This is a genomic window from Photobacterium frigidiphilum, assembly GCF_003025615.1.
Classification (GTDB): Bacteria; Pseudomonadota; Gammaproteobacteria; order Enterobacterales; family Vibrionaceae; genus Photobacterium; species Photobacterium frigidiphilum.
In genome coordinates this window covers 1-24,682 of record NZ_PYMJ01000015.1, presented here as the reverse complement: position 1 = coordinate 24,682, position 24,682 = coordinate 1, and the positions used below count along the sequence as shown (strand labels likewise).

The 24,682-nt window shown below is 38.7% G+C and carries 24 protein-coding genes and 2 pseudogenes; 8 read left to right on the top strand and 18 right to left on the bottom strand.

Going from position 1 to position 24,682, the window contains the following annotated elements:
- Positions 1-373 precede the first annotated feature (373 nt).
- Complete coding sequence (locus C9J12_RS15230) at positions 374-1,249, top strand: LysR family transcriptional regulator (protein ID WP_107243491.1); 876 nt, start codon at positions 374-376, stop codon at positions 1,247-1,249.
- 125 nt (positions 1,250-1,374) lie between these two features.
- Here the strand turns inward: C9J12_RS15230 and C9J12_RS15225 are convergent, their stop codons facing one another.
- From C9J12_RS15225 to C9J12_RS15210, 4 genes are all read right to left on the bottom strand, one after another.
- Positions 1,375-1,824, bottom strand: a complete 450-nt coding sequence (locus C9J12_RS15225) for a dCMP deaminase family protein (RefSeq protein ID WP_107243490.1) — start codon at positions 1,822-1,824, stop codon at positions 1,375-1,377.
- A gap of 266 nt (positions 1,825-2,090) precedes the next feature.
- Positions 2,091-2,549: an NfeD family protein gene (locus C9J12_RS15220; protein ID WP_107243489.1), complete on the bottom strand. Its 459-nt coding sequence runs from the start codon at positions 2,547-2,549 to the stop codon at positions 2,091-2,093.
- On the bottom strand, positions 2,546-3,484 hold the full coding sequence (locus C9J12_RS15215; protein WP_107243488.1) for an SPFH domain-containing protein: 939 nt from the start codon (positions 3,482-3,484) through the stop codon (positions 2,546-2,548). Before C9J12_RS15215 ends, C9J12_RS15220 begins: the two co-directional genes overlap by 4 nt.
- A gap of 187 nt (positions 3,485-3,671) precedes the next feature.
- On the bottom strand, positions 3,672-4,064 hold the full coding sequence (locus C9J12_RS15210; RefSeq protein WP_107243487.1) for a VOC family protein: 393 nt from the start codon (positions 4,062-4,064) through the stop codon (positions 3,672-3,674).
- 274 nt (positions 4,065-4,338) lie between these two features.
- On the opposite strand from C9J12_RS15210, the gene C9J12_RS15205 reads away from it, so the two are divergent.
- The gene (locus C9J12_RS15205) at positions 4,339-5,370 is read left to right on the top strand and encodes a YdcF family protein (RefSeq protein ID WP_107243486.1); all 1,032 of its coding nucleotides are present in this window, start codon (positions 4,339-4,341) and stop codon (positions 5,368-5,370) included.
- Between the two features lie 26 nt (positions 5,371-5,396).
- On the opposite strand, the gene C9J12_RS15200 is transcribed toward C9J12_RS15205, so the two are convergent.
- The 4 genes from C9J12_RS15200 to C9J12_RS15185 all read right to left on the bottom strand — a co-directional run bounded on the left by C9J12_RS15200 (position 5,397) and on the right by C9J12_RS15185 (position 9,888).
- Positions 5,397-6,083: a pseudouridine synthase gene (locus C9J12_RS15200; protein ID WP_107243560.1), complete on the bottom strand. Its 687-nt coding sequence runs from the start codon at positions 6,081-6,083 to the stop codon at positions 5,397-5,399.
- Between the two features lie 312 nt (positions 6,084-6,395).
- Positions 6,396-8,000, bottom strand: a complete 1,605-nt coding sequence (locus C9J12_RS15195; protein WP_107243485.1) for a BCCT family transporter — start codon at positions 7,998-8,000, stop codon at positions 6,396-6,398.
- Positions 8,001-8,587: 587 nt separating this feature from the next.
- The gene (locus C9J12_RS15190) at positions 8,588-9,568 is read right to left on the bottom strand and encodes an 8-oxoguanine DNA glycosylase OGG fold protein (protein WP_193944677.1); all 981 of its coding nucleotides are present in this window, start codon (positions 9,566-9,568) and stop codon (positions 8,588-8,590) included.
- Positions 9,569-9,648: 80 nt separating this feature from the next.
- Positions 9,649-9,888 (bottom strand): hypothetical protein, encoded by a 240-nt coding sequence (locus C9J12_RS15185; protein ID WP_107243484.1) that lies wholly within the window; start codon positions 9,886-9,888, stop codon positions 9,649-9,651.
- 121 nt (positions 9,889-10,009) lie between these two features.
- Between C9J12_RS15185 and C9J12_RS15180 the strand changes: the two genes are divergently transcribed.
- The gene (locus C9J12_RS15180) at positions 10,010-10,747 is read left to right on the top strand and encodes an IS6 family transposase (protein ID WP_107243483.1); all 738 of its coding nucleotides are present in this window, start codon (positions 10,010-10,012) and stop codon (positions 10,745-10,747) included.
- 120 nt (positions 10,748-10,867) lie between these two features.
- On the opposite strand, the gene C9J12_RS15175 is transcribed toward C9J12_RS15180, so the two are convergent.
- Entirely contained in the window at positions 10,868-12,055 is a 1,188-nt protein-coding gene (locus C9J12_RS15175; RefSeq protein WP_107243482.1) for a hypothetical protein, read from the bottom strand.
- Between the two features lie 423 nt (positions 12,056-12,478).
- Here C9J12_RS15175 and C9J12_RS15170 point away from each other — a divergent pair, with 423 nt between their 5' ends.
- Positions 12,479-12,757: a hypothetical protein gene (locus tag C9J12_RS15170; protein WP_227876374.1), complete on the top strand. Its 279-nt coding sequence runs from the start codon at positions 12,479-12,481 to the stop codon at positions 12,755-12,757.
- A gap of 177 nt (positions 12,758-12,934) precedes the next feature.
- Here C9J12_RS15170 and C9J12_RS15165 read toward each other — a convergent pair whose 3' ends face one another.
- The gene (locus C9J12_RS15165; RefSeq protein WP_193944676.1) at positions 12,935-13,090 is read right to left on the bottom strand and encodes a hypothetical protein; all 156 of its coding nucleotides are present in this window, start codon (positions 13,088-13,090) and stop codon (positions 12,935-12,937) included.
- A 466-nt stretch (positions 13,091-13,556) separates the two neighbouring features.
- On the opposite strand from C9J12_RS15165, the pseudogene C9J12_RS15155 reads away from it, so the two are divergent.
- Positions 13,557-14,294: pseudogene (locus tag C9J12_RS15155) on the top strand (IS6 family transposase).
- 162 nt (positions 14,295-14,456) lie between these two features.
- Here the strand turns inward: C9J12_RS15155 and C9J12_RS15150 are convergent.
- From C9J12_RS15150 to C9J12_RS15125, 6 genes are all read right to left on the bottom strand, one after another.
- Positions 14,457-14,819: a DUF6404 family protein gene (locus tag C9J12_RS15150; protein WP_107243480.1), complete on the bottom strand. Its 363-nt coding sequence runs from the start codon at positions 14,817-14,819 to the stop codon at positions 14,457-14,459.
- Between the two features lie 37 nt (positions 14,820-14,856).
- Positions 14,857-16,992 (bottom strand): peptidase domain-containing ABC transporter, encoded by a 2,136-nt coding sequence (locus tag C9J12_RS15145; RefSeq protein ID WP_107243479.1) that lies wholly within the window; start codon positions 16,990-16,992, stop codon positions 14,857-14,859.
- A gap of 2 nt (positions 16,993-16,994) precedes the next feature.
- Positions 16,995-18,260, bottom strand: a complete 1,266-nt coding sequence (locus C9J12_RS15140) for an HlyD family secretion protein (RefSeq protein WP_107243478.1) — start codon at positions 18,258-18,260, stop codon at positions 16,995-16,997.
- A gap of 100 nt (positions 18,261-18,360) precedes the next feature.
- On the bottom strand, positions 18,361-18,675 hold the full coding sequence (locus C9J12_RS15135) for a hypothetical protein (RefSeq protein WP_107243477.1): 315 nt from the start codon (positions 18,673-18,675) through the stop codon (positions 18,361-18,363).
- Between the two features lie 165 nt (positions 18,676-18,840).
- A complete protein-coding gene (locus C9J12_RS15130; protein WP_107243476.1) occupies positions 18,841-20,214 on the bottom strand; it encodes an MchC protein in 1,374 nt (457 codons plus the stop codon).
- Positions 20,211-20,690: a toxin-activating lysine-acyltransferase gene (locus C9J12_RS15125; RefSeq protein ID WP_107243475.1), complete on the bottom strand. Its 480-nt coding sequence runs from the start codon at positions 20,688-20,690 to the stop codon at positions 20,211-20,213. The genes C9J12_RS15130 and C9J12_RS15125 overlap by 4 nt, the downstream gene beginning before the upstream one ends.
- A gap of 291 nt (positions 20,691-20,981) precedes the next feature.
- Between C9J12_RS15125 and C9J12_RS15120 the strand changes: the two are divergent.
- Positions 20,982-21,719 (top strand): annotated as a pseudogene (locus tag C9J12_RS15120) (IS6 family transposase).
- 705 nt (positions 21,720-22,424) lie between these two features.
- Here the strand turns inward: C9J12_RS15120 and C9J12_RS15115 are convergent.
- Entirely contained in the window at positions 22,425-22,706 is a 282-nt protein-coding gene (locus C9J12_RS15115; RefSeq protein WP_146150089.1) for a hypothetical protein, read from the bottom strand.
- Between the two features lie 4 nt (positions 22,707-22,710).
- Positions 22,711-23,550 (bottom strand): hypothetical protein, encoded by an 840-nt coding sequence (locus C9J12_RS15110; RefSeq protein WP_107243473.1) that lies wholly within the window; start codon positions 23,548-23,550, stop codon positions 22,711-22,713.
- A 192-nt stretch (positions 23,551-23,742) separates the two neighbouring features.
- Here C9J12_RS15110 and C9J12_RS15105 point away from each other — a divergent pair, with 192 nt between their 5' ends.
- Both C9J12_RS15105 and C9J12_RS15100 read left to right on the top strand, forming a co-directional pair.
- Positions 23,743-23,964, top strand: a complete 222-nt coding sequence (locus tag C9J12_RS15105; protein ID WP_107243472.1) for a hypothetical protein — start codon at positions 23,743-23,745, stop codon at positions 23,962-23,964.
- A gap of 121 nt (positions 23,965-24,085) precedes the next feature.
- Positions 24,086-24,352 (top strand): hypothetical protein, encoded by a 267-nt coding sequence (locus tag C9J12_RS15100; RefSeq protein WP_107243471.1) that lies wholly within the window; start codon positions 24,086-24,088, stop codon positions 24,350-24,352.
- The last annotated feature ends 330 nt before the right edge of the window (positions 24,353-24,682 follow it).

The window sequence follows — 24,682 nt, the reverse complement described above, 5'->3', positions numbered from 1 at the left end:
AGACACTTACTGGTAATTTATATAAGTAATTTTATGCTTATTGGCAGATGGTCACAGAATGTAGGTGTACAAATTAACCAACTGTAATGTACAAAATGATAGACACATCAACATTTTAAGTAGAGAACGAAATGGGCCGTTTTTTATACCATGTAAATTATCACTAATGCTTAATAATAACCGTCTGAAATTAAAACAAATAGATCAAAACCCCTTCATGTGTATTTTCAACTGTTACCCTTCACTGCCTAGAGCTTGTATCCATTCTTCGTTTAATCAGATAAAACATAACCATTAGAGAGATATAAATAATCAAAAACCATAAATGTGATAATATTTTGTTATCATTTTTCATTCAACGTTAAAAAATATCATGCTGAATAACCAATGGCTGAATACATTTATTACACTGGTCGATATAAGGCATTTCACTCAAACGTCAGACAAACTATTTATGACGCAGCCTGGTGTTAGCCAGCATATAAAGAAACTAGAAGAGCAAGTGGGCACCCTGCTATTACAACGTATTGGCAAGAAGTTTGAGCTAACTCAAGCAGGTGAAGCGCTTTATAATTTTGGTAGGCTACGCGCAACCGAGGAAGCTGACTTATTGATTTCATTAAAAACTGACGACCCCTATTCAGGTGACTGTCGTTTTGGGTGTTCAGGGTCTATGGCAATGTTTCTCTACCCTAAATTTTTATCAAGGCAAAGCAAGCACCCCGAGCTTCATATCTCTATTGAAGCTGCACCAGACCAACGTATTATCAATGCAGTTTTGAATAACAATATTGATATAGGCATTATCACACAGCATGTTATTTCAACAGAACTCGAACAAGAATCACTCGGACATGACGCCCTTTGTTTAGTTGTACCTCATCAATATAAAAATCAAAAAATGACCTTCGTAGAGCTTAATCAGTTAGGGTTTATTAATCACCCCAATGGTGAACAATATGCCGAACAAGTATTACGTGCGAATTATAAAGATGATTATCAATCGATAAAGCAGATCAGAAAAATCAGTTACATCAACCAACTCAATCAGATTTTACTGCCAGTATCTATGGGGTTGGGCTACACCGTACTGCCTAGAACAACAATCGAACAATTTGAATTACAAGATAGTATTGCCATTTTACCAAGCGATACAATTGTGAATGAAGAACACTTTTTGATTAAGAAAAAGTTTCGACAACTCCCTAAACGTTACCAGTGGTTTATCGATCTGATAAAGAAACAATAATGGTGATTGAATAAAAATAGAAAGCCTCGATAGTATGTCTTTTTATTCCAACAAGCTTTGGTTCTAATAAGCTTTCGTTAAAACTAGACATGCTATCAAGGCTGTTATACTCAAGATATTACGTATTAGTCTTTATCTAATTCAGCAAGTGGTAACCAATCAACATCAACCCCTGCCTGTGTAAACATACCTTGGCTGATTTTAATTTTATCACCCCAACGCGATAAAAAGTCTTCACTCTGCTCAGGGCAATGCACCATTGATATACCCGTTTGGATAATTTTTGCAGCACAATTTGGGCAAGGAAAGTGTGTTACCCAAATTTCACACCCTGACAGATCCCTTTTTGCAAATAGAATTGCATTCTCTTCCGCGTGAAGTGTTTTCAGTAGTTTCATATCACGATCGTCGGTATTTGCACTGTCTGAAATACCGTGTGGGTAGCCGTTAAACCCAACAGAAACAATGCGGTTATGCTCTGTAATTACTGCACCTACCTGCGTAGAAGGGTCTTTACTCCAAGAGCCAACTAACTCTGCCATTTGAAAAAAACGTTGTGCCCATTTTGAAATCATATTCTCTTCCTCTACTGCAAATGCGTTCTATTCATTATTGTGCAAAACTTAACGCGAGGTCTCAACTAACATTCGCTTTTAAGGTTACTTTTCTTATACATTTTATGCGTTAATACTTAATCGAGTTGATTTTGGCCGTGATACGTTCATAAGGCAAGCGCATAAAGTCATTGATAACGTGTAAATATTACAAGCATAAAAAACGACGCTCAATATAGAGCGTCGTATTTAATAAAGAACAATATTATAAAAGCTATATTAAGCCATTATTTTTGCGCTTTAGGCTGAATAATTAACATGATGCCATCAACATCAATAACCTCTACGAGTACACCTGCCTCTAAAGCAACATCTGTTCGTACAAGCCATGTTGTATCACCTAACCTCATTCGCCCAGTACCTGCAGCTAAGGGTTCGTCTAACACAGAAACTTGCCCTATAAGCTGTTCTGAACGTTTATTGAGCGTGCGCCCTTCATCTTCAGCTCGGTCTTTCTTGCTTTGATAACGCCACCATAACCACGTTGTAAATAACGAGAAAACCGCAAACGTTAGCCATTGCAATGGCCAGCTCAGTGGTAGAAACGACAAGAGCAATCCAACAAGAACAGCAGAGACACCCAACCAAAGCAAGTACCCAGCAGTTCCGAGTAATTCAAGTAGTAGCAAGGCTAAACCAAATGCTACCCAATGCCAGAAGTTCATCTGTTCAAGTAGGGCTATCATGCGTTGTTACCCTTCGTGTTATCTGATTTAGATTGACTTAATAATTCTGCAATACCCGCAACAGAACCCATCAAGCCTGTTGCTTCAAGTGGCAGCATTATCACTTTGCCATTCTCAGATTGGCCAATTGCTTTCAATGCGTCGGTATAACCCTGTGCAATAAAGTAATTAATGGCTTTCACGTCACCTTTTGCTATCGCCTCTGATACAACACTTGTTGCTTTTGCTTCCGCTTCTGCTTCACGCTCACGCGCTTCAGCTTTAAGAATAACCGCTTGCTTGTCACCTTCAGCACGTAAAATTTCTGATTGCTTATGCCCTTCAGCTTTAAGGATCTCGGCTTGACGAACACCTTCTGCTGATAGAATATCTGCACGCTTATTACGCTCTGCTTTCATCTGCGCATTCATCGCAGCAATAAGATCAGCAGGTGGCTGCACATCACGAATTTCAATACGTGTAACTTTAACACCCCAAGAATTAGTCGCCAGATCAACAATGGTCAGCAACCGAGTATTGATGGTATCTCGCTGAGATAGCATTTCATCAAGTTCCATCGAACCTAATACTGTACGCATATTGGTAAGCGTTAAGTTACGAATCGCATGTTCTAAATCATTGACTTCATACGCAGCCTTCGCTGCATCAATAACTTGAATAAAACACACAGCATCGATAGTTACACTTGCATTATCACGAGAAATAACTTCTTGTGCTGGAATATCGAGCACTCTTTCCATAACACTGATTTTATTACCAATAGTGTCAACGAATGGCACAATTAAATTCAAACCAGGTTTTAGTGTTTTGGTGTAACGTCCAAAGCGCTCTACTGTCCAATGGCTGCCTTGAGGCACCATCTTTACACCAGAAGCAATGAACGCGATTGCAACAACAATCAGTACACCGATAGTAATTAATGAATCATATGGCATTTACTTATCTCCTTGACAAAAACCGAGGTGGTAAAAGAGGTGTCAGGGGTCTATTGTATATGCCTCACCAAATAGCTCTACTGCTTTATGCTTGATTTTTCAGTGAAATTAAATGATTCAGTGTTTTATTGAATATAACAGGCAAAATTTTACTCGTCTATATAAAATGAAATATCATTCATACAAATTATGATTTTTTGTCTTCATAGCTAATAATTGACAGAACCGAACCACAATTATCCATGAAGGAACATAAACGCCCCACACCGGGTACATCCATCGGGGCAAAAACAGCTTTACCACCCGCCAATTCAACTTGCGACAATGTGGCATCAACATCGTCCACCGTCACATACACTCCCCAATGATTAGGCACATGGCTAGCTTCTTGTGGCTTTGCCATCACCCCACCAACAGGTTGCCCATCAGCTTTTAGTACATAATAGGTTCCAGTAGACATCGGCATTTCTTCGACATCCCAACCAATCACATCTTTATAAAATGCGATTGCTTTTTCTGGTTCATCCACCATCAATTCAGACCAACTGAATGCACCATGTTGTTTAAACTGACTGTTCATTATTCGCTCCTTTATGCATTGCACATGCTAGAAATTAAAAAGATAACTGCATACTGATTACTTATAAAAATAGCTTATTCTGACAAAGCAGCACGATGAATACCCAGCCTATGGTTTTGCACTACCTTGAGGCAACTTAGGAGTAGCGATGTGGATTTCTTGCAATTCATCACAAAGCTCATACACTGCTCATACACTGCTCATACACTGCTCATTATAGGTAGCAGCGTGTTGATTTTGATTACAAAAGAAAAGAAGAAAAAAGGAAGACAAAATGGATGTGACAGAGCAGCTTCCTCTTAACTTACTGTCTCGGTATGCTTTGGATGCGTTTAATAGCAAAAACCGCTTGCAGTACCCTTTAAATGGGCAGCTTGTTTCAAACTTAGAAGCCGTCGTTTTTTACCTGCAAGAAGCGCTTACGGTGTCACCATTAAGCTTTGAACATCACTTCACCTTGGCCAACATGCTCACCTTTAGTGGTGATATACATTCTGCCCTAAAGTCTTACCAGCAGGTTTTGCTAACAACTCAAAACCATCAAGATCAAGTCACGGCTTTAGCCTACCTTACTGTTTGGTTGCACCATCAAAACGACCATCAAAGAGTGACATCTTATCTGAGCCAACTCGAGGCGTTAGATTCGCATCACGCGTTACAAGTAAAAACATTGCTCGCGACATTAGAAGTAATTCTAAGTTACCCAATGGATTGTTTATCTCGATGTGCAGCATCAAAAAAAGCGATTGATAAAATGGCATCTTCTAACCATGCCATTATCGCCTTGGGTTATTTATTGAATGACGACGGATCAATCGCAACACCATTATTAAAGCGATTAACGCTAACGCTATCTCTGGCGAATAAATATCCGAAAGCGCTTATTATCGTTACGGGAGGGTTAGCTAAAGCAGGAAGAACAGAATCTTATGCAATGAAAACGTGGTTAGTTGAACAAGGAATAAGTGAAGATAGAATTATCGAAGAAAATAAAGCGACGAACACCATTGATAATGCCAGATTAAGTTTAGCGTTATTGACTAAATACAACATTCAAACAGCAACACTGGTGAGTGCTTCTATTCATGTTCACCGCTCTCATATTTTATTCGATGTTTTACATTGGCAGGATCGTTTACAAAATAACAATATAACACCAAGCATTAATTTTAATCATGTTGCAGTTAACGACCAACTCTCAATATCTGATTTTCCAGAAGGCAAAGTAAAGCGTGATTGCTATATCGATGCCTTACGCAGTTTTGGGTTACCCGCTTTTAATTGTCCGCCGTTTGTACAAATTTAATCGCCTGCGCCTATGTCCATTCCGTCTTACTTAAAATAGGCAATTTCTTCTGGTGTTAGAAAGCGCCACTTCCCGACCTCAACATCCAATTTAATATTACCAATCTGCTCTCTATGTAACGTAACAACACGATTACCAATTGCAGAAAACATACGTTTGACTTGATGGTACTTACCTTCTGTTATCGTAAGCAACACCTCGTTAGAAGTTACCACATCAAGTTTTGCAGGCAATGTAAGTTGCTTCTCACCTTGTAACTGCACGCCCTGTGCAAACTTCTCGGCGGCATCTTCTGCAATTGGATCTCTCAACTCAACACGGTACGTTTTTTCGCATTGTTTATTTGGTGTAATAATATTAAAAGACCAACGGCCATCATCGGTTATCAATACTAAACCTGTGGTATCTGCATCTAAACGTCCTGCAATATGCAGATCATCTGCTTTTTCTACATCGATGTAGTTAAACAATGATGGGTATACTTCATCAATGTTCGAACAGATAGTGTCCAAGGGTTTATGCATCAAAATATAGCGCGAAGCACGTGCTATTAGCTTTTCCCCATCTAACAGGACATCATTGTTTTCATGAACCTGAGTAGCCTCATTGCTAACGACTTCATTGTTAACGGTGACATGCCCCACATTGATCAACTGAGTCGCTTCAGCTCGGGTTAGATCGGTACTTTTACAAATGAATTTATCAAGACGCATAAAAGGCAACATTAAGACAGCAAACAGAGGTCGCTATTATCCTTATTCATTAATAAAAGACCAGCAAGGATGATTATAAATTTGCAGTATCTGACTATCAATGTCGTGAATGGTCAGGGTGTCAGACAACAATAAAAGTACTTACTGATTCGTCGAACGTCTAATGAGTATGGTTATTTAATTTAGAGCTACAAAATTCCACTCAATTGTGGCTCTAATTCTCTTCTCTAAAAAGTAAAAAACTCCCCAGCACGAAGTACCAGAGAGTTTTACTGTAAACCTAATTATTAATCTAACGACTAACTAACGTGATTAGTTAACTTGGTTAGTCGATACCTGAGGTTTATTAACTTCCGTCAACAGCCCTTTAAACAGGCTCACACTGCCCAACAGAAGAATAATAGTAAACGGCATTGCTGCAATAATGGTGATTGATTGCAGAGCTTGAATAGATTGAGTGCCACCAATCCACAACATAACCATTGCGATAGCACCAGAGATAACAGCCCAAACTACTTTCTGCTTAACGGGTACTTCTAACTTACCACCCGCAGTCATGCCATCAATAACAATAGAACCCGAATCTAATGTTGTCACAAAGAAAACGATAATTAGTGCTACAGCAATAAAGGATAGAATATCCCCGAACGGGTAAGCATCTAGCATATGGAACAAGCTTAGAGAGACATCGGTAATCCCTTGATCTACACCTAATTTCCCAACTTTATCTATTACTTGTTGAATAGCAACGCCACCGAAGATTGACATCCAAGCCGTTGTTACCATTGTAGGAATAAGCATTACACAAAGAAGGAATTCGCGAACGGTGCGTCCTCTAGATATACGAGCTACAAACATACCAAAGAAAGGTGCATACGCAACCCACCACGCCCAATAGAACACAGTCCAACCATGCAACCACGTTGTATCATCACGACCCGAGGTTTGGCTTAACGGAATAATGTTTTTTACATAACCCGTTACAGCGGTTACTAAGGAATCCAATACTGTAGTGAAATTCAAAACAGCAATAAGGCCAAGGAATATAAATGCGATAACCATATTTAGGTTGCTGAGAAACTTAACCCCGCCATCCATACCACGCAGAACAGAAATAATGGCTAAGCCCATAATCAATACGATAATGGACTGTTGAAGGTAGATATTATTTTCCATTCCGAAAACATGGCTGATACCACTAGCCGCCTGTGTGCCCCCTAAACCAAGAGACGTTGCTAGACCAAACAAAGTAACCAATACCGTTAAGATATCAATCACATCACCTGTTTTCCCCCAAACTCGATCGCCTAATAATGGGTAAAACACAGAGCGCATTGAGAGTGGCAACCCTTTATTGTAAACAAAATAGGCAAGGCAAAGTGCTGTCATGCCATAGATAGCCCATGCATGTAAGCCCCAATGGAAGACGGTTGCGCCTAATGCCAGTTCACGCCCTGCCTCTGTAAAAGGTTCTACATTAAGCGGAGTTCCAAACCAGTTAGTAAAGAACGCGGTTGGTTCAGCAACACCCCAAAAAATAAGTCCAATGCCCATACCTGCAGCGAATAACATTGAAATCCAAGAGGCTTTCGAATAATCAGGAGTCGCTCCTTCCCCGCCTAAGCGAATTTTACCTAAAGGTGAAAACGCTATAATAATGGCAAAGATTAATAAGATGTTAGCTCCCCACATAAAGAGGAAGTCAAAATTTGACAATACAGCACCTTTAATGGAATCAATAGCTGCTTTTGCATCTGCTGGCGGTAATGCGAGAAGGGTGACAATGAAGAGAATAGATAAGCCGAGTGAGGCTACGAAAACTGTGTTATGGACATCCATGCCCCATTTACTGATGTTATCTTGACCAACTTGATAATCAGTAGAATCAATACTGTACTTTTTTGATTTAAAACCCATAAATTATGATGTTCACATACCCGAATCAACGAATACAAGGACCAACTCCATATCCAGTTACTACTTGATTGGCTAGCCGCACCATATAAACAAACATGATGAGAATCACCGCTGTAGGTGATTAATGGCTTTTTGCTCAATCCCAAGTGGCGCATTGTAACACAAAATGGCGGTCCTTGATTAGATGCTAGCCAATAGCTTTAGGGCTTCTCTGTCTGCAAAAAAGGAAAAGGCTATGGGGATATTGCGAAACCATGGGCTTCGCAATCAAAAGAACTGACAGAAATATCTTTAATTGTTGCTGGAATCAACGCATTCTGCAACCATCACAAATGGCTCAAATCTATCCGCGCTACTGCTATCTAATCAATGCTTGCAACTCACTTTGGGGCCGTTCTGAGTGACACTGCCCCTGTGATACACAGGCTTCCATTAACACGGATTTGGACAAAACCTTGTCAGCAACTTTGCTAAATTAGCAATACGTGAATTACTCCAAGTATAGAAAAGTCACTTAGCTCAGTGTCTAGTATTGATGATACAGATCACTCATGCGGTCACCCTGCCCGTAACACAATTTCACTCTGCTAAGATTCAGTCAATGAAAAAGTACGATTGTCATTCTGGCTGACAACTAAGTTAACACCGAGCTCTGCTGTGAACCTAGCACATCGTTGTACGTTTCTAGTATGTTTTTCACGGTGCTCAGATAGTTCACCGTAAACAAAAAATGCGGCTATAGCATCATAAGCAGCTCGATGTTTGTCTTTCGCTTTTGAAGCGTCCCAAAACCCATACTGATCTTGAAGAGCATAAGCTAAATCACGGCAATTAATGCCTTCCCGAGCGCTTTGTTCAAAATAAAAGCGAGGGTTATTATCCGTTTTATCTTTAGAACGATGAGTACCAAATATATAGTTTTCTAGTTGATTCACCCCCACTCCGCACTCTTTTGCCCATCGATTCATCCTTAGAACAAAGTCTTCAAAAGCAGCACTGCGAGTTGCCGATCTCAATTTAACTTCGACTCGTGAGATATACTGTTTTGCCAGTTGCTCATTTCCCTCATCAATCAACAATGCGCAGTACGCGAGTTTCGTCCACTTATCAAAAATGGGAGGGATAATATCCAAGCCATCCGCGGCGGCAACGAAAAAAAACAGCTTTGTACAATACGCGTCGCCCAGTCCTTTTAGTTTTCCCTCTCCTTCCATGTAGTTGTACGCTTGAGAAAACTTCTGTTGTTCTAGTAGTTGTTTAACGACGAGCACGATACTTTCTAACCGCTCTGGAGCAACGTTAAGTAATTTGGTTAGGTTATCTCCGGTGACACCTCCCGTAGAAATGCCCCCCCAAATCATCACTGCAAAGAAACCTTTATAGTAATTCTGGTTTTCAAAATATGCCGTAACTTGTTTCCGGCCAATATGACCATCTGGGCTCTCACCTAAGATTTCATTGATAACGTCATACTGGCGATACTTAAAGTAGGCACTGGCAATTTTGAAACTAGGCTGTTGAATTCGTTGTATGTTTTCGAGATTGTTTATTAAAAATGAAGGAGCCATCTTGAACCTTGTTTACTCAATAAGTAATGGGTAGCAGCCGGCCAAATGCCGAAATCGAGCAATAGTCTAAGCTCGCGTTGTTATGCTCGTTTAAGCAACTGATTTAAAGTGTATTTCAAATAGTCAACGACTTCATCCCGAGACTTTTGGCCTTTGAAGTTTTCAATCACTTTATATTTATTCCCAGTCGTATTTTTCCAGTCCGACAGCTCTAACGACAGAAATTCTGGAATATTTTCTGCGTAATCGGTCACGAGAAGTTTTGGCTTTAAGCTCTTTGTGACGATCAAACATAATGTTAAACCATCAAAGTTCACCATAAATCCCACTTCCCCATTTGGAGGGGTTAACGGTGTACCAATATGGTTGGTATCAACGGCGTTGTTGCAAAAAATTCAGCCTAGGCTCAATCGCTTCTTTCCCATCTAACCTAGCGATTTAATGACCAACCACGAATTCAAGTGGAAACACTTTGCTCCTGATATCATCCTTTGGTGCCTTCGGTGGTATGGTTCGACACCAATGAGTTACGCGAACCTCAGTGACATGCTGGCAGAGCGGGGGATTTCGGTTAATCGTTCGACCATTTATCGTTGGTTCATTGAATATGCCCCGACATTACGTAAGAAGTTGCGTCGCCATCAATTCATCCGGACAGACTCTTCGTGGCAGCTCGATGAAACCTACGTCAAAGTGAAGGGAAAATGGCACTACCTTTACCGTGCCATCAATAAGCAAGGCGAGACACTAGATTTCTATTTCTCTCACAAACGTAATAAAGAAGCCGCTTATCAGTTTCTTAGGCGCTGCCTAAGATATTACGACGTAGACAATCAGCCTAAAAAGTTAAATACCAACAAACACTCCTCATACGCCAATGCGATAGCCCGCTTGAAGAAGGAGGGCCGACTGAGAGCGGATGTCGAGCAACGGCAAGTGAAGTATCTCAATAATGGGATCGAGTCCGATCACGCCCCCATCAAGAAACTCGTTGTGGCCACCGGTGGTTTCAAAATACGAAAGCGGGCCTGGTCAACGATCCAGGGATTTGAGTCATTGCGAATGGTAAACAAAGGCCAGTTTGATTTCTGGCTTCGTAATGATGAACGCAAAACCTTAGTGCGGGAGAGATCCGCCTTCATCAATCGTCTCTTCAATGTTGAGGTGGTTTATCAGTAATCATTAAGTCATCACTGGATAAATCTCTGCCCTATCTGATTATTTGCAACGCCCCCATTTAAGCTTCCTTATGCGAAAGGTATACACATAGGCGTGTATACCCCTCTGGTAAAGATCTAATTAGGCTTGAAGCTTGGAGTATTCAGCCAAGGAAACTACTTTGTTTTTACTTAACTCTTGTTTAATCTCCTCCTGATCCATACCTATCGTTATCTCATTTGTGAATAGTTCCATACTTACCTCTAGAGGAGCCGCTTTAGCGACCGCACTCTGCCATTTACTTCCAATATCAGAGATATCACCATTTACCGAATTTAACTCGTCCATGGACAGTTGCCCGCCGTTTGCTATTGTTTTTTCTGCAGCCTGACAACTAGCTAAAGCATTTTTAACGTCCGAGTTTATACTCTCCCACTCTTTCACGATATCAGACAAATGCTCTTTTGCTTCATTAGCAGAGTCAACTAACCCGCTAAACTGGGCCGCTGTTCTTTCAAGTGTAAACCCATCCTTTTCCCGATCTTCTAGTAACTTATGTTTTGCTTCGATAAGATCTTGACAGGCTACCAATTCTATGGAGTCCAAGACGATGTAATAGCCCGTTATCGCCGCAGCTACGGCGAGAAAGGGAGCTGCTGCCCAACCTACAGGACCCGCGGCAATAGAAACAGCAGTTAGTCCTATTACTCCTGCTTCCGCTACCCCTAATCCAACCAGCTCCCAACTTAATTTATTTACTCTATCTTCTAACTCTTTAACTAATTTATTGAGTTCCTTAATTTTATCTTGTTCTACCTCATTCGCGGCTAAAGTTTGCTTCGTTAATGAGTTCAAATCTTGCGTTTGAGTTTCTAAACTACCATTGTAATGGTGAAGCGAATCTACTAATGCAGCAGTCTGCCTCACGATCATTGATATGTTTGTATCAATCATCCCAAGCTGGAATTTCAGTGTACTGAGAACAGAGCTTTGCTGCTCTAGTGTCAAAGGGCCTAATAATTGGCTCGATAGTGTTTTGGCGGATTCTATATCAGGCTCAATAATTGAGTTAGAAGACTTGATCTGTCTGGGGAGGTTAACTAATTTTATTCCAATATTAGAAGTCCAAACGTCTGCACTAGTCTTGGTTCGAAAAAACTGCTCAGTATATAAATCCCAATCTTTAAACACGTCCATTTTTAATAAAGATGGCATCCCCGTTTTGGCCACAGCAAGTGCATACCGGCTGACATTTACAATAGCGTTTTTGTATTCTGTATCGAGCTCTTCGGAAGGTGAGACTTGCTTTATAGCGACAGCTTCATTCATAGTAATTTCCTACTCTTTTCAGGTGAAAAAGAATCATATTCGAACCACTAATGATTCATTCAATATAAAACAATGCGCATATTATTGGCGCGCGTCAAGGCTATATTGAGGATTCTGAATGGTAAAAATCAAAGTAAGAGGCCAAATCGAATAAAAAGCATCAAGATCAAAGCGGCAGTTGCTTATATACATATTCCAGCATGTGATATAAATCACATCCTCCCCTTCAAATATGAATCATTATGCATATACGGGAAGGTAGACCTTTAAAGGCGCTTCATTGAGATCCCTCACCACTTTAAAATTGGTTAAAAAAGTGGCTGACGGAACGTACAAGGAATGTGTAAAAAAACAGATGATATTTAACTATGTTTTTTTAAAAGCATAGCCATATTCACATCAAATGTTCTAATGGAGAATTATATGTCAGAATTAAATACTACGTGTGGTGGATGGTCAACGTTCAGCTCTGAAATGACGGAGCAGGCTCAAGCTGCATTTGAAACTGCTTTATCTGGTCTTATTGGTGTCGATTACAACCCTGTTGCATTTGCTGAACAGGTAGTTGCAGGCATGAACTACCAATTTTTCTGTAATGCAAAAGCAGTGTATCCTATGGCTCCTAATGCAGCGGCAATGATTCATATTTACCAACCTCTGGATGAGAAGGCTCACATTACTAAAATTGATCCTTTAAATTAAAAAAATGCTTCAGTTTAACAAAGTGCCCGACGTTCATCGGCGGGTATTTCATATAGCTCCCAACCACAGTTTTTCCGCCATTAGACATCCGTCTCTACGTATAAAAATTTTTGGTTTCCCTATTGCTGTCCAAGGGGCATTGTTGCAGCACTAAAACTATGTGGTCTTTTGATACGGTTAGGCGACTCGATAGCTATTGGGCATCCCGATGTGAGTAAAGCGATTTAAAATAGAACAACCGATAATGCCAAGAGCAAAGCAACCTATCAGGTTGCTCATCCTCTTAGAGTGATGATCTTCTAATGTTTGGTACACCGCATTGGTATCATACATTTTATCAGCACTTACGTGTTCGACATCCGTAATGATGAACTGACAATCGTGGTAGAGTGGCCTGTTACCAGACCGACCCCACACAGATCCGGACGTGCGGAATTACCGCATCCGGCTCTTCAGTTATATATTCACTCGTGTTAAACACGACCCTAGTACCAGTCAACCAGCAAGAATCTTTTGCTGACTTTTGGCTGCACAATATTGAAATACCCTAGCATCTTTACGACATACTTCGGCTATTGTCCGGCAATCCAAAATAATTCCTAAATCCGACCAGTTTACGTTTTAACTTCGGGAGCAACTCGCTCAGTTTCAATGAGCGTTTCGCTTTGATCCAATGATAATATTCACACAGGGTCGCTTTCTGATTTTTCACGGCGGTACGCCGTCTGAGCGGGTCTGTTGCAAAAAATTTAACCAAGGCTCAGAATCCCTTCTTTTCCCTCTCTAATCTAGCGACTCAATAACCAACCCAGAATTCAAATGGAAACACTTTGCTCCTGAAATCATCCTTTGGTGCCTTCGTTGGTATGGTTCGACACCAATGAGCTACGCGAACCTCAGCGACATGCTGGCAGAGCGGGGGATTTCGGTTAATCGCTCGACCATTTATCGTTGGTTTATTGAATATGCCCCAGTATTACGTAAGAAGCTACGTCGCCATCAATTCATCCGGACAGACTCTTCGTGGCAGCTCGATGAAACCTACGTCAAAGTGAAGGGGAAATGGCACTACCTTTACCGTGCTATCAATAAACAAGACGAGACGCTGGATTTCTATTTCTCTCACAAACGTAATAAAGAAGCCGCTTATCAGTTTCTTAGGCGTTGCCTGAGATATTACGACGTAGACAATCAGCCTAAAACGTTAAACACCGACAAACATTCCTCATACGCCAATGCGATTGCCCGCTTAAAGAAGGAGGGACGACTGCGAGCGGATGTCGAACAGCGACAAGTGAAGTATCTCAATAATGGTATCGAATCTGATCATGCGCCTATTAAGAAGCTTGTTGTCGCCACCGGTGGCTTCAAAATACGAAAACGCGCCTAGTCAACGCTTCAGGGATTTGAGTCATTACGGATGATAAATAAGGGTCAGTTTGACTTATGGTTGCGCAATGATGAACGTAAAACCCTAGTGCGGGAGAGATCCGCCTTTATTAATCGTCTCTTCAATATTGAGGCTGTTTACCGGTAATAATCCCCCATTACTGGATAGTTCTATATTCTCTAATTAATTGCAACAGCCCCCGCCAGCCTATGTCCATGGTAAGGAATATTGAAATTCCTTACCATGAACTCAGTGTTAATGGAATAATTGAGCATTATCTGAGCGCTTCAACAAAGCCACAATGAGTTGTTAATTACGATGATTATTATCAGCCTGCCATTTTTTCCAATCAGGTAAGTTTAGCTTTTTAGCTTTTAACTTTACTTGAATGCCTAATATCAAGCCAGTGGAAAGACCAAAAAATAAAGATGCGATAAATAGAGTACGAATGTCAACAACCTGATACAGCCCAGTGACCAACCACATTCCTCCTCCCCAAAAAATAGTTCCTAATATTGTTTGGAGAATGAAAAGCTTTATTGGGCTCTCAAATAACCTCGGCTTTCCGAAAAGTCCAGTTAACTTATAAAACAGCACTGGATAGGGTTTTATTTCTGACTTACTTGCACCTAGTGAAAGTAAGTATTCACGAGCCTTTTCTTCAGTTTTCATTTCGCACCTATATGAAGTTGTTGTTAGTTTATTTATTTTACATGAGATTGTGGTTTATTTTTTTAAAACCAAGTTCAACAATCCTATCAGCTGATTTAATTGTTTCCGGTCTATGAGCGATTAATAAAACCGGCAAGTTAAGTTTCTTAATTGTCTTACTTATAGCTAATTCATTTTCGATATCGAGGTGACTTGTTGCTTCATCTAAAATAAGAAGTTTAGGCGTTTTGTATAATGCTCTTGCTAATAAGAGCCGTTGTTTTTGCCCTCCAGATATTGAACTTCCCATTTCGCCAACTAGTGTTTGATACCCCATTGGTAAACTTTCGATATACTCATGAATTTCTGCTAATTTTGCGCAGTATTTAACCCTCGATAGATCAGCCTCTGAAGAAAAAAATGTTATATTATCAAATAGGGAGCCTGAAAAAAGCTCATCATCTTGAAGCACTGTCCCTATTTTCTTGCCTATACTACAAAAACTTGGATTACTGCTATTTACACCTAATATTGTTACCTCCCCTTTGTTAGGTTTGTATAATCCTAACAAGAGCTTAACTAACGTTGTCTTTCCGCACCCAGAAGGTCCAATTAGTGCTACAACTTCGTTTTGGTCAACTTTAAAAGATATATTCGAGAGGATTTCATTCTCACCTTTTCCATAACTAAATGATAAATTATCTACATTTAATGCTGGTGAGCTGGATGAAGCGGAATCATCATTTAAGTTTTTAGTATCCAAACTTAGATGTTCAAAACTGAAATCACTCTTTGGCGTAAGTACAATGTCAGCAAGCCTTTCATTATATAGATCTAACATTCTATACTCAAATATCTTATCGATTAGCGAATAGGTACTCATAGAGAATCGTGATTGAAAAGACATAAACGCAACGAGCATACCGATTGTAAACTCACCGGAAATGACTGTTTTAGCACCAAACCATAAAATAGCCGCTGATACTAAACTTCCTATTAAAGTGTTGGCTGTATCATATATCATATACAGCTTATCTTCCTTTAGTTGTTTATTTCGACGAGTGACGTTCAGGTTCATCCACGCAGATTCTCGCCAAGGAAGTGTATTATTAACTCTAAGGCTGACTATGCCACGCATTGTTTCTAAAAAGTGGCTACTTTCTTCGGTATTAGCAACCCAACTATCCTCTTGTGCCTGGCGAATAGTTCCAAACCAAAAGAACCTTAATGCACCATAAATAGTCGCAGACAAAACAGCAATAGCAGATAGCTTTGTATTGTAAAACATCATCATGGTAAACGTACTAATTACCAAGATAGCATCCAATAATGCTTGTAATGTACTTGTAGTCAGCGTGTGTTGAATGGTGTTTATAGAGTCGAATCTTGCGCAAATACCACCCATATTTCTTTTTTCATACCAATCAATTGGAAGCCTAAGTAAATGATGAAAAATATTGGCAGTCCACTGCATGTTAAAATTTACTGACATGGTAATTGTTGCCCACTGACGAACTAAACTTATTACTGTTTGTGATGCAGCCAACAAGAGCATAGCTATGATCACTAATGAAAGTAAATCATCGTCAAGACCTACCAGTACTTCATCAATAACTAATTGATTCATTAGTGGTCCAGCAAGTACGAGTAGTTCCAGAACAAAAGCAAAGAAAAAAATGCGAAATAAGGCAGATTTCAACCCAACAGTTTTGCCTATTAAGCTTGATAATTTTACTTTTTTTCTAAGATCTTTTTTCTCAAAATCATGCGATGGAGTAAGCTCAAGGGCGACCCCCGTAAAATGATTGCTTACCTCTGACATGGGCATACAAACAGCCCCAATTGCAGGGTCATGAATTTCAATTTGATTTCTAGTTACTTTTTTTAGAACAACAAAGTGATTAAGATTCCAATGTAAAATACATGGTAAAGTTAACTGGCATAATTCATTTAACTCTAGGCTTACAGCTCGTCCAGAAAGTTTCAATAATCCAGCACATTCAATCAGTCTGGCAAGTGATATACCGTGCAGTGTCACTCCAAAATTTGTCCTTAAGTGGGCTAAATTTGTTCGGTAACCATGCCAATCTGCAATCATTGCTAAGCAGGCTACACCACATTCAGCTGATTCTGTCTGTCTTATTAGTTCTAGTTTTCGTTTTATCCCCCAATTTAGATTTGAGATATATTGCATATTTATATATTTCCTTTTAATCTCCAAAGTGGTTCAAGTAACCACTCGTATAAATAACGAGTATCAAGATCCACGGCCGCTGAAACAGTCATACCAACAAGAAGCGGTTCTTCTTTTCCATATGCTGTAACACTTTTTTTATCTAAATTGACAATAATTCGATAATAGGTTTCGTTTGGGTTGAGTGATATAGGTACTGTTGAAACCATATCAACAGGAGATAGAGAAGCCCGAGAAACTTTCACAACTTCTCCATGCTGTATGCCAAATTTCTCATATGGGAAGGGGGTAAATCTTAATCCGACATTTTGACCTAAACCAATGAAACCGATAGCTTTACTTGGAGCATAAAGTTCAACTTGTAATTTTGCATCAGTCGGAACAAGTGTTAGCATTACTGTGCTGCTACTTACTTTTTGTCCTAGCTTGGAAAGTACTGCAGCTATTGAACCATCAACCGGTGAATTAATTGTTGTATTTATTCGTGTTAATAATTCTACTTGTTTTTGTCTAAGTTCCTGCTGCTGACCATCAAAATCCAGCTTTATTTTATTTACTTCTAAAGCGATTTCTTTTAGTTCATTCCTAATATCTAACAACTCTCTATCGGTATGTAGCAATGCTAGGCGTTTTTCTTCAATATTTTCATTTGCAATTACCACCTCTATTTGTTTTTGTTGAAAATCCAATTCTGAAACAAAACCCTTCTTGGCTAGAGTTTCAAAACGTTGTTCTGCAAAAGTTTTTAACTTAGATTGGCTTATAGCTAACTGCAATGTAGATCTAGAGCTTTTTCGTTCTAAAATCAATTTAATTTCTTTATCTTTTAATGCATTTAGTTTTAAACTAATTAGTTTTTTTCCTTGTTGGTATTGCTGTTGCGAAATAACAGTTTGCTTCGAAAGTGATTCGGACATCGAGGCTAACATTCCTTTTCCAAATTGATCATATTGCTCTCCACTGATTTGATATAACTTATCACCAGCATAAACATTGTCACCTTCTTTAACAAATGTGTGAATGATTTGGCCATCAGTGTTAGTCGTTATTTTAATGATACCAGTGGATGGCATTACCACCCCTTCTAATTTAACTTTTCGAGTATACTCACCGTGAAAAATGAAAAGAAATATAGCTACAACAATAAAAAAACACAATGAAGTAAATGCTCTTATATTTAAGCTGGCTGGAATTAATATATCACCATTCTTTTGTCCTTGTGATGCAATAAAGTCTTTTCTATATATTTCTTTTTGTGATGGTGTCATGATAAAATTGATTTTACTTGTTGATGAATAAATAATAACAGCCAGTCATTTAGTGTAATGGATTTAAAAACCAACCTCGAATGAGATTGGTTTTGACTTACTAATGACCGCCAAAACAACCGCCAGAGTATGCACCAGCAACACCACCCATAGCTCCCCAACCTGGTCCGCCAGACATGCCCATAATGGTTCCAGCTATTGTGCTCCCAACACAACCAACAGATGGACCGCGCCCACTTAAATCGGAGTTGCTTGTGCGGCCGCCATTATTCGATGCAGCATAAGAGTAGCCGCTATTTCCGCCATGGCCATAACTCGCACTATGCCCATAGCTTCCACTAGGACTGTATCCTGTAGGGTTTCCTTCGCCACCACCATCAACCATTGAAATTTCTTCATCGCTTAAACAAAACATATTTATAATTTTCCATATAAAAGCAGCTGAAACGCGCTGCCCGCATTTATTGAACCTGTTACTTTTATGTTTAGGTAGTTGTTAAATTTCAAATGCTTTTATTCGATTTAATTTACAGCTAACATCAAAACAAGCAATGATACCACCACACAGAATCACATATATCTATTTAATGTAAGAGTCTATATATTCTACAATGTCTTTGTTTTTTATTGATCTTCCGGCTGTTTTCCTTAATGTGTTATTTATTATTTCTTTTTGTGAATACTTGGATTTCCTTAAGGGAAAGTTAATATCACTGGTGGTCTTTATTCCAAATTTACTTGCGGCTTGTTCTATTTCACCCAAAAGGTCTTTATCTGCTCTGCCATCAAAGGTCTTGATGAACTTTCCATTTTTACAAAGCTCTTGTTTTATTGATTGGATGGTATTGAAATTAACACCTTTAAGCCTTAATGCTCTAGATAACTCAATGTTCTCCGTTGTATTCAACTTGTTTATAAAGTTTTCTTTTATATGGTTGAACTTTTCATTATCTATTTTCTCATCACTGTACTTGTTAATGAATAACGTTAAGTGATTTAACCATTTTATAATTAGCAAATGATCGTTCCAAACACCAAACTGTTCGCTCCCAAAAATATGATTTGAGAAATCAGGAAGCGCAGTAATTGTTCCAAAGTCAACAAATCTTCCGTCAACGCACACATTCGAGCTAGTTAATGACCGATGAGGTATACCCTGTATGCGAGAGACTGCAATTTGTTCGGCTAATTTTTCAGTAAATGTAATTAGGACATCATATATAGATTCGTTTTTACTATTACAATCCAATTTAAATAATTTAGGTAAAAATGAAATAGTTTGTCTAACGCGTTCGCAATCATTATCGCGTAACTCTTGATAAGCTACATCAGGGAAAAAAAATGTTGATCTTTCAAAGTGAGCAGGTCTTACGGCGACTTGGCGTATTGCTAAGGCGCATGGTAAGACTTTAGTCTCATTAAGCCCGTAAAAACTTCTTACTGTTGTGTGTGTATTGATTATTGCTAAAGTCCTGACGGCTCCATGAGGAAGGTGCTGATGACACACTTCTCCCCAAATCGCCTCATTGACAGCCTCTGATAAGCAGAGTTTACCATGAGAGTGATGTTCATCTATATTAATAGCAACAAGAGGATTGGCTCCAATTCCCTTTATTTGAAAGTTTCCATTAATACCACATCTTGCACTTCCGCCATTACACACTTCATATCGAGACCCATATCTATCTGCAAGAAATATCTTTTTATCCAAATTATCTATGTTTCTGGTATTTGTGTAACCATCAGAAACATATGCATAATTATCTATAATTTCTTTTCCTGCATTTTTTACAGACATACCTAATTCTTTTACGAGTTTTTTATTGAACCATATTAACTCTGCATTTTTTAATTTATAGGCATCAAATGGAACAAAACTAATATTAGGCAGTTCTTTCTCAAATAAAACAGTGTTATTTATGTTGGGGAATTTATGTGTGCATATATTCATCATTTAAATTTCCTGACTTTTTCAGGTATACCAACTTCGTTTCTTACGCAATAACTAATGGAATCCACATTTTTATTAATTAATTCAGCTATAGTAAAAAGCTTTCTTATGTTGTTTGACGATTTTGTTAAGTCGCAATAGTCAACAATAATAAGGTTACGTCCTTCATTCCATTCAGAAGGTTGTAAAAAAAATCGGTTTGAATTTATGTATCGATGAACTGTATCATTATTTACCCACGCCCAAAAAATAAACCCTGTGCATCTGATATTATCTTGAGTATAAAAGAGTTTATATTGTCCGTGTAATATTGCAGGTTTAACCCAATGTAAAAAAGATTGAATATCTACTTTTTTATACCTGCTATCCCTGGCACATATTTCGACAATATTACCTAGACTCCATGCCACCATGTTATTATTGTGGCAATAAGGGGTACTTGGTGAAATTGTTCTATTTAAAGTATTTAATGACAGCATAAAAATAACTCATTTGATTTCCAAATAATATTATTCACAATCATTTGTATGATCAATCCCTAACACTGTGACTCGTGAACAAAATCACCTTTTGTATGGCATAATCGGTGTTTTTGATATTAAATTTTTCTTATTAGTGAGTTTTTGTTTCAACTCATGCGGGTTACTGAGGGCGGTTTTGGGTTCTGTCGCAAATAATAAATTTTGACGTTTTTTCATTTTTTAGGGCTTGTTGCAAAAAATTCAGTATAGGCTCAAAATTCCTTCTTTCCCATCTAATCTAGCGACTCAATGACCAACCCCGAATTCAAATGGAAACACTTTGCCCCTGAAATCATTCTTTGGTGCCTTCGTTGGTATGGTTCGACCCCAATGAGTTACGCAAACCTCAGTGACATGCTGGTAGAACGAGGGATTTCGGTTAATCGTTCGACTATTTATCGTTGGTTCATTGAATATGCACTGGCATTACGTAAGAAGTTACGTCGCCATCAATTCATCCGGACTGATTCATCGTGACAGCTCGATGAAACCTACGTCAAAGTGAAAGGGAAATGGTACTACCTTTACCGTGCTATCAATAAACAAGGCGTAACGCTGGATTTCTATTTCTCTCACAAACGTAATAAAGAAGCCGCGTATCAGTTTCTTAGGCGCTGCTTGAGATGTTATGACTTAGATAATCAGCCTAAAACGTTAAATACCGACAAGCATTCCTCATACGCCAATGCGATAGCCCGCTTGAAGAAGGAGGGACGACTGCGAGCGGATGTCGAACAGCGACAAGTGAAGTATCTCAAGAATGGTATTGAATCTGATCATGCACCTATTAAGAAGCTTGTTGTCGCCACCGGCGGTTTCAAAATACGAAAGCGAGCCTGGTCAACTATCCAGGGATTCGAATCATTACGGATGTTGAACAAGGGGCAATTTGATTGTTGGTTACGTCATGATGAACGTGAAATCCTTGTGCGGAAGAGATCCGCCTTTATGAATCGTTTATTCAATGTTGAAGTGATTTACTCGTAACTTTAAGCCAATGACTGGCTAGATCTACCTTATCTAATTATTTGCAACATGCCCTTCAAAACAGCCTGTAAAGTAATAACAGTTTTTACCGATTTTGGTACTCTAATTTCTTTCCCTAATGTTCATACACAAATCTTCATTAAGAGTCTGTTTTTATCATTAATAAATAATACCAATTAAAACATAAAAACCAGTCTTCGAAATCAATTAATCGTTACTAGCAATCAATACTAAAACATCAATCAGAAAACAGCGTGCCATTTACGTATGCCATGCCGTCTGTGACGTATAGGTTATGAATTTAGAGTATCTATGTGGCTGTCACCTCAGAATTAATCTCTAACATTTATTAAATAGATAGATGAATAATCGTGTATGTTTTATGACACAAAATAAGAGTGACAGCGTAATAACAAGGGAGTTTCCATTACTGGATAATCATAAATTACCGAACATAGAATTTTTTGAAGAAAGCCAATATCAAAAACGGATTTGGACATAAACGTGCTGTGTACATTTCTAGATTAGCGAATAAATGAATTAGCAGAATTAATGCTAAGTCTCCATTACTGGGCATGTTGAGCAGCCAAATCAGGTGTTATTTAAGTTCACATTACTTATAAGTCGAAGCTCTTCTTTTGAAATGAATGACAGGGAGGGTTCTATTAAAGGGCTAAAATATTGCTAGTTTGCTTACCAATGAAATTAGGCATCCTCGGAAGAAAAGTACAACGCTTCATACTCGTTAATTAAACGTTGAGTTTTATTTATATGTTTACTAATACGTTTGGTTAAAACGTTGGAAATATAAGCATTTAAGTCATCTAAATCATCTAAATCATCTTTTGTATTATTTTTTGAGCGCCAAATCGTAAAATCTTCTTGTAAAAAATCAAACTTATCAAATAGTTGACTTTTAATAAAACTCCTGAAACCATCAAACTCCATGTTATATTCTAAGTCTTTTATCTCTTTGTATTTACTCATGTTTTTAATGCAATATAAACCGATGATATATCGCTAGCATCTTCTCTGGTGGTGGTATCGGGATATCTGAAGTTTCGGTTTGATTTTGGGTTGAAGTGTATTGCTCAATATGGTGTTTTACCAGTTCTTCACAGTAAGCTAAAACCTGTTGTCGATGCTTATTGTTTAGCTTTGCTAACTTGTAGTTGCTGATTAAACGTATTTCATCGTTATTTTTCTCAATTTTAATATCAATTAATTCATACTTCTTATTTGAGGTGACTAGTTTAGGTTTGTCTTGATTAACCTTTTTGGCATTCCGCTGGTTTTTGATTATCTCAGTATGAAATACAAGAATCTCTTCTAGGTTATTCTCCAACCAAAGGTTTTCAATATTAAAGCATTCGTTGAGCTTTGGTGACTTCAAGCATGGCGGCAGGCAATTTTCCCCTGTTTGTATCATCAAGTACTCTACAGTACGTATCGCAATCGGGTATTTATTGGTAAGTGCGTTTTGTGCTTGCTTACTTAAGTCTTCGAAACTGGTTTTTTCAATTACTTGTAAGAAAAAATCATGTTCATCTAAGAAGCGTTGCGTCGCATTCAGACTCTCTAAAGATCCTACCGAGCTTATTAGCTCTGCTAGCTCAGTGTCGTCCTCAGTTTCATAAAGTTTATCCATATGAATAAGCAAGGCACTAAGCAGCTCTTGCTCTAGTGCCATAGGTAATGGATCAAGGAATAAGTCGCCAGCCTCGATGACTCGACTTTCAACGAGGTAGTGCAATACTTCATGTCTAATGACTGCATCCAACTCAATGAGCCATTGGTTAACTAATGGACTATCTAGTCTCTTTTTCGTCATAGTTCTATCCAAATCAAGGAAAATATCGGGGCGTAAAATAGAACCGTATCGTTCCTTGGAACAAGGTTTTTATCAAAGTAAGCTAATTCGTATAGCCGATTGAAGTTAGCTTACGGGATTTAATAAAATCTTTTGTTTCATTAGGTTATTGACTATCTACTTATTACATTAACTATCGTTAAGGAGCGTATTATGGACAATCATGAATACAGAATCAAAGAGCTTGAAAGAAAACTTAGGGGTATGCAGGTTCAAATTGAGAAGACTAAAAGTATTACCCAAAAGCATGAGAGAGCAATACGCGATCTTGAAATCAAAAACGCGGTTAACTCTGGTTTACCACAGAAGAAAGTCGCTGAAATTTATGATTTGAGTGCGGCTAGAGTAAATCGCATCGTGAAAAAAGCGGTTTGAGGCACAATAGAAGTTCGAGAAAAATCTAGGACAGGAACACAAAAAAAAAGAACTAGCGAAAGAGTACACCCTTTCTGCTGGGCGTATAAGTCAAATTACCAAAACACATTTAGAGGGAATCATGAGAACACTCACACAACAGAGCGCATTTCGTAAAGACAGAAACGCTCTAAATCGAGCTAAAAAAGCAGACGTATCTACTGCCGATATAATCAATAAGATGGCTGAAACACACTCTAAACCAAACTCAGCACAAGCTTTTGCTGAAGCAGCTGGAGCTGTTATTCATGTTGAAGCTAACATTAATAAAGAAACTCCTATCCATGATGCTTTTGAAGCCATCCTCGAAGAACGTAGAGCGCTCAATGAAGCTGGTAGCACAACCTAATCCATGCTTTTAATCGTTCACAATATAACCTTTTTTTGGTAGTTAACGCTATATATACAGCCAAATTTCGTCTTTTCTGGGTATATCAGGTAATCTTTCTTAATCACATACAACGCAAAGCTAATACTCACACATTCGGATAACTCTTAGTATTGCAAAGCTGTATTAACAGGACATGAATAAGTATTTAACCTAACGCACAATGGTCGGGTGGACGACACTTGTTGCCAAGTGCCGTCTCCCTAAGAACCCAGCGTGCAACTTTCACTGCACTAGGCTCAAGCCTCCACGAAGACATCGTTTGATGCCCAGCAACTTATAAAGCAGTCG

Bases quoted from the DNA above. Each gene is read 5' to 3' on its own strand.
- C9J12_RS15230 (WP_107243491.1), top strand. From the start codon at position 374: ATGCTGAATAACCAATGGCTGAATACATTTATTACACTGGTCGATATA.
- C9J12_RS15225 (WP_107243490.1), bottom strand. From the start codon at position 1,824: ATGATTTCAAAATGGGCACAACGTTTTTTTCAAATGGCAGAGTTAGTT.
- C9J12_RS15220 (WP_107243489.1), bottom strand. From the start codon at position 2,549: ATGATAGCCCTACTTGAACAGATGAACTTCTGGCATTGGGTAGCATTT.
- C9J12_RS15215 (WP_107243488.1), bottom strand. From the start codon at position 3,484: ATGCCATATGATTCATTAATTACTATCGGTGTACTGATTGTTGTTGCA.
- C9J12_RS15210 (WP_107243487.1), bottom strand. From the start codon at position 4,064: ATGAACAGTCAGTTTAAACAACATGGTGCATTCAGTTGGTCTGAATTG.
- C9J12_RS15205 (WP_107243486.1), top strand. From the start codon at position 4,339: ATGGATGTGACAGAGCAGCTTCCTCTTAACTTACTGTCTCGGTATGCT.
- C9J12_RS15200 (WP_107243560.1), bottom strand. From the start codon at position 6,083: ATGCGTCTTGATAAATTCATTTGTAAAAGTACCGATCTAACCCGAGCT.
- C9J12_RS15195 (WP_107243485.1), bottom strand. From the start codon at position 8,000: ATGGGTTTTAAATCAAAAAAGTACAGTATTGATTCTACTGATTATCAA.
- C9J12_RS15190 (WP_193944677.1), bottom strand. From the start codon at position 9,568: ATGGCTCCTTCATTTTTAATAAACAATCTCGAAAACATACAACGAATT.
- C9J12_RS15185 (WP_107243484.1), bottom strand. From the start codon at position 9,888: ATGGTGAACTTTGATGGTTTAACATTATGTTTGATCGTCACAAAGAGC.
- C9J12_RS15180 (WP_107243483.1), top strand. From the start codon at position 10,010: ATGACCAACCACGAATTCAAGTGGAAACACTTTGCTCCTGATATCATC.
- C9J12_RS15175 (WP_107243482.1), bottom strand. From the start codon at position 12,055: ATGAATGAAGCTGTCGCTATAAAGCAAGTCTCACCTTCCGAAGAGCTC.
- C9J12_RS15170 (WP_227876374.1), top strand. From the start codon at position 12,479: ATGTCAGAATTAAATACTACGTGTGGTGGATGGTCAACGTTCAGCTCT.
- C9J12_RS15165 (WP_193944676.1), bottom strand. From the start codon at position 13,090: ATGTATGATACCAATGCGGTGTACCAAACATTAGAAGATCATCACTCT.
- C9J12_RS15150 (WP_107243480.1), bottom strand. From the start codon at position 14,819: ATGAAAACTGAAGAAAAGGCTCGTGAATACTTACTTTCACTAGGTGCA.
- C9J12_RS15145 (WP_107243479.1), bottom strand. From the start codon at position 16,992: ATGCAATATATCTCAAATCTAAATTGGGGGATAAAACGAAAACTAGAA.
- C9J12_RS15140 (WP_107243478.1), bottom strand. From the start codon at position 18,260: ATGACACCATCACAAAAAGAAATATATAGAAAAGACTTTATTGCATCA.
- C9J12_RS15135 (WP_107243477.1), bottom strand. From the start codon at position 18,675: ATGTTTTGTTTAAGCGATGAAGAAATTTCAATGGTTGATGGTGGTGGC.
- C9J12_RS15130 (WP_107243476.1), bottom strand. From the start codon at position 20,214: ATGATGAATATATGCACACATAAATTCCCCAACATAAATAACACTGTT.
- C9J12_RS15125 (WP_107243475.1), bottom strand. From the start codon at position 20,690: ATGCTGTCATTAAATACTTTAAATAGAACAATTTCACCAAGTACCCCT.
- C9J12_RS15115 (WP_146150089.1), bottom strand. From the start codon at position 22,706: ATGAGTAAATACAAAGAGATAAAAGACTTAGAATATAACATGGAGTTT.
- C9J12_RS15110 (WP_107243473.1), bottom strand. From the start codon at position 23,550: ATGACGAAAAAGAGACTAGATAGTCCATTAGTTAACCAATGGCTCATT.
- C9J12_RS15105 (WP_107243472.1), top strand. From the start codon at position 23,743: ATGGACAATCATGAATACAGAATCAAAGAGCTTGAAAGAAAACTTAGG.
- C9J12_RS15100 (WP_107243471.1), top strand. From the start codon at position 24,086: ATGAGAACACTCACACAACAGAGCGCATTTCGTAAAGACAGAAACGCT.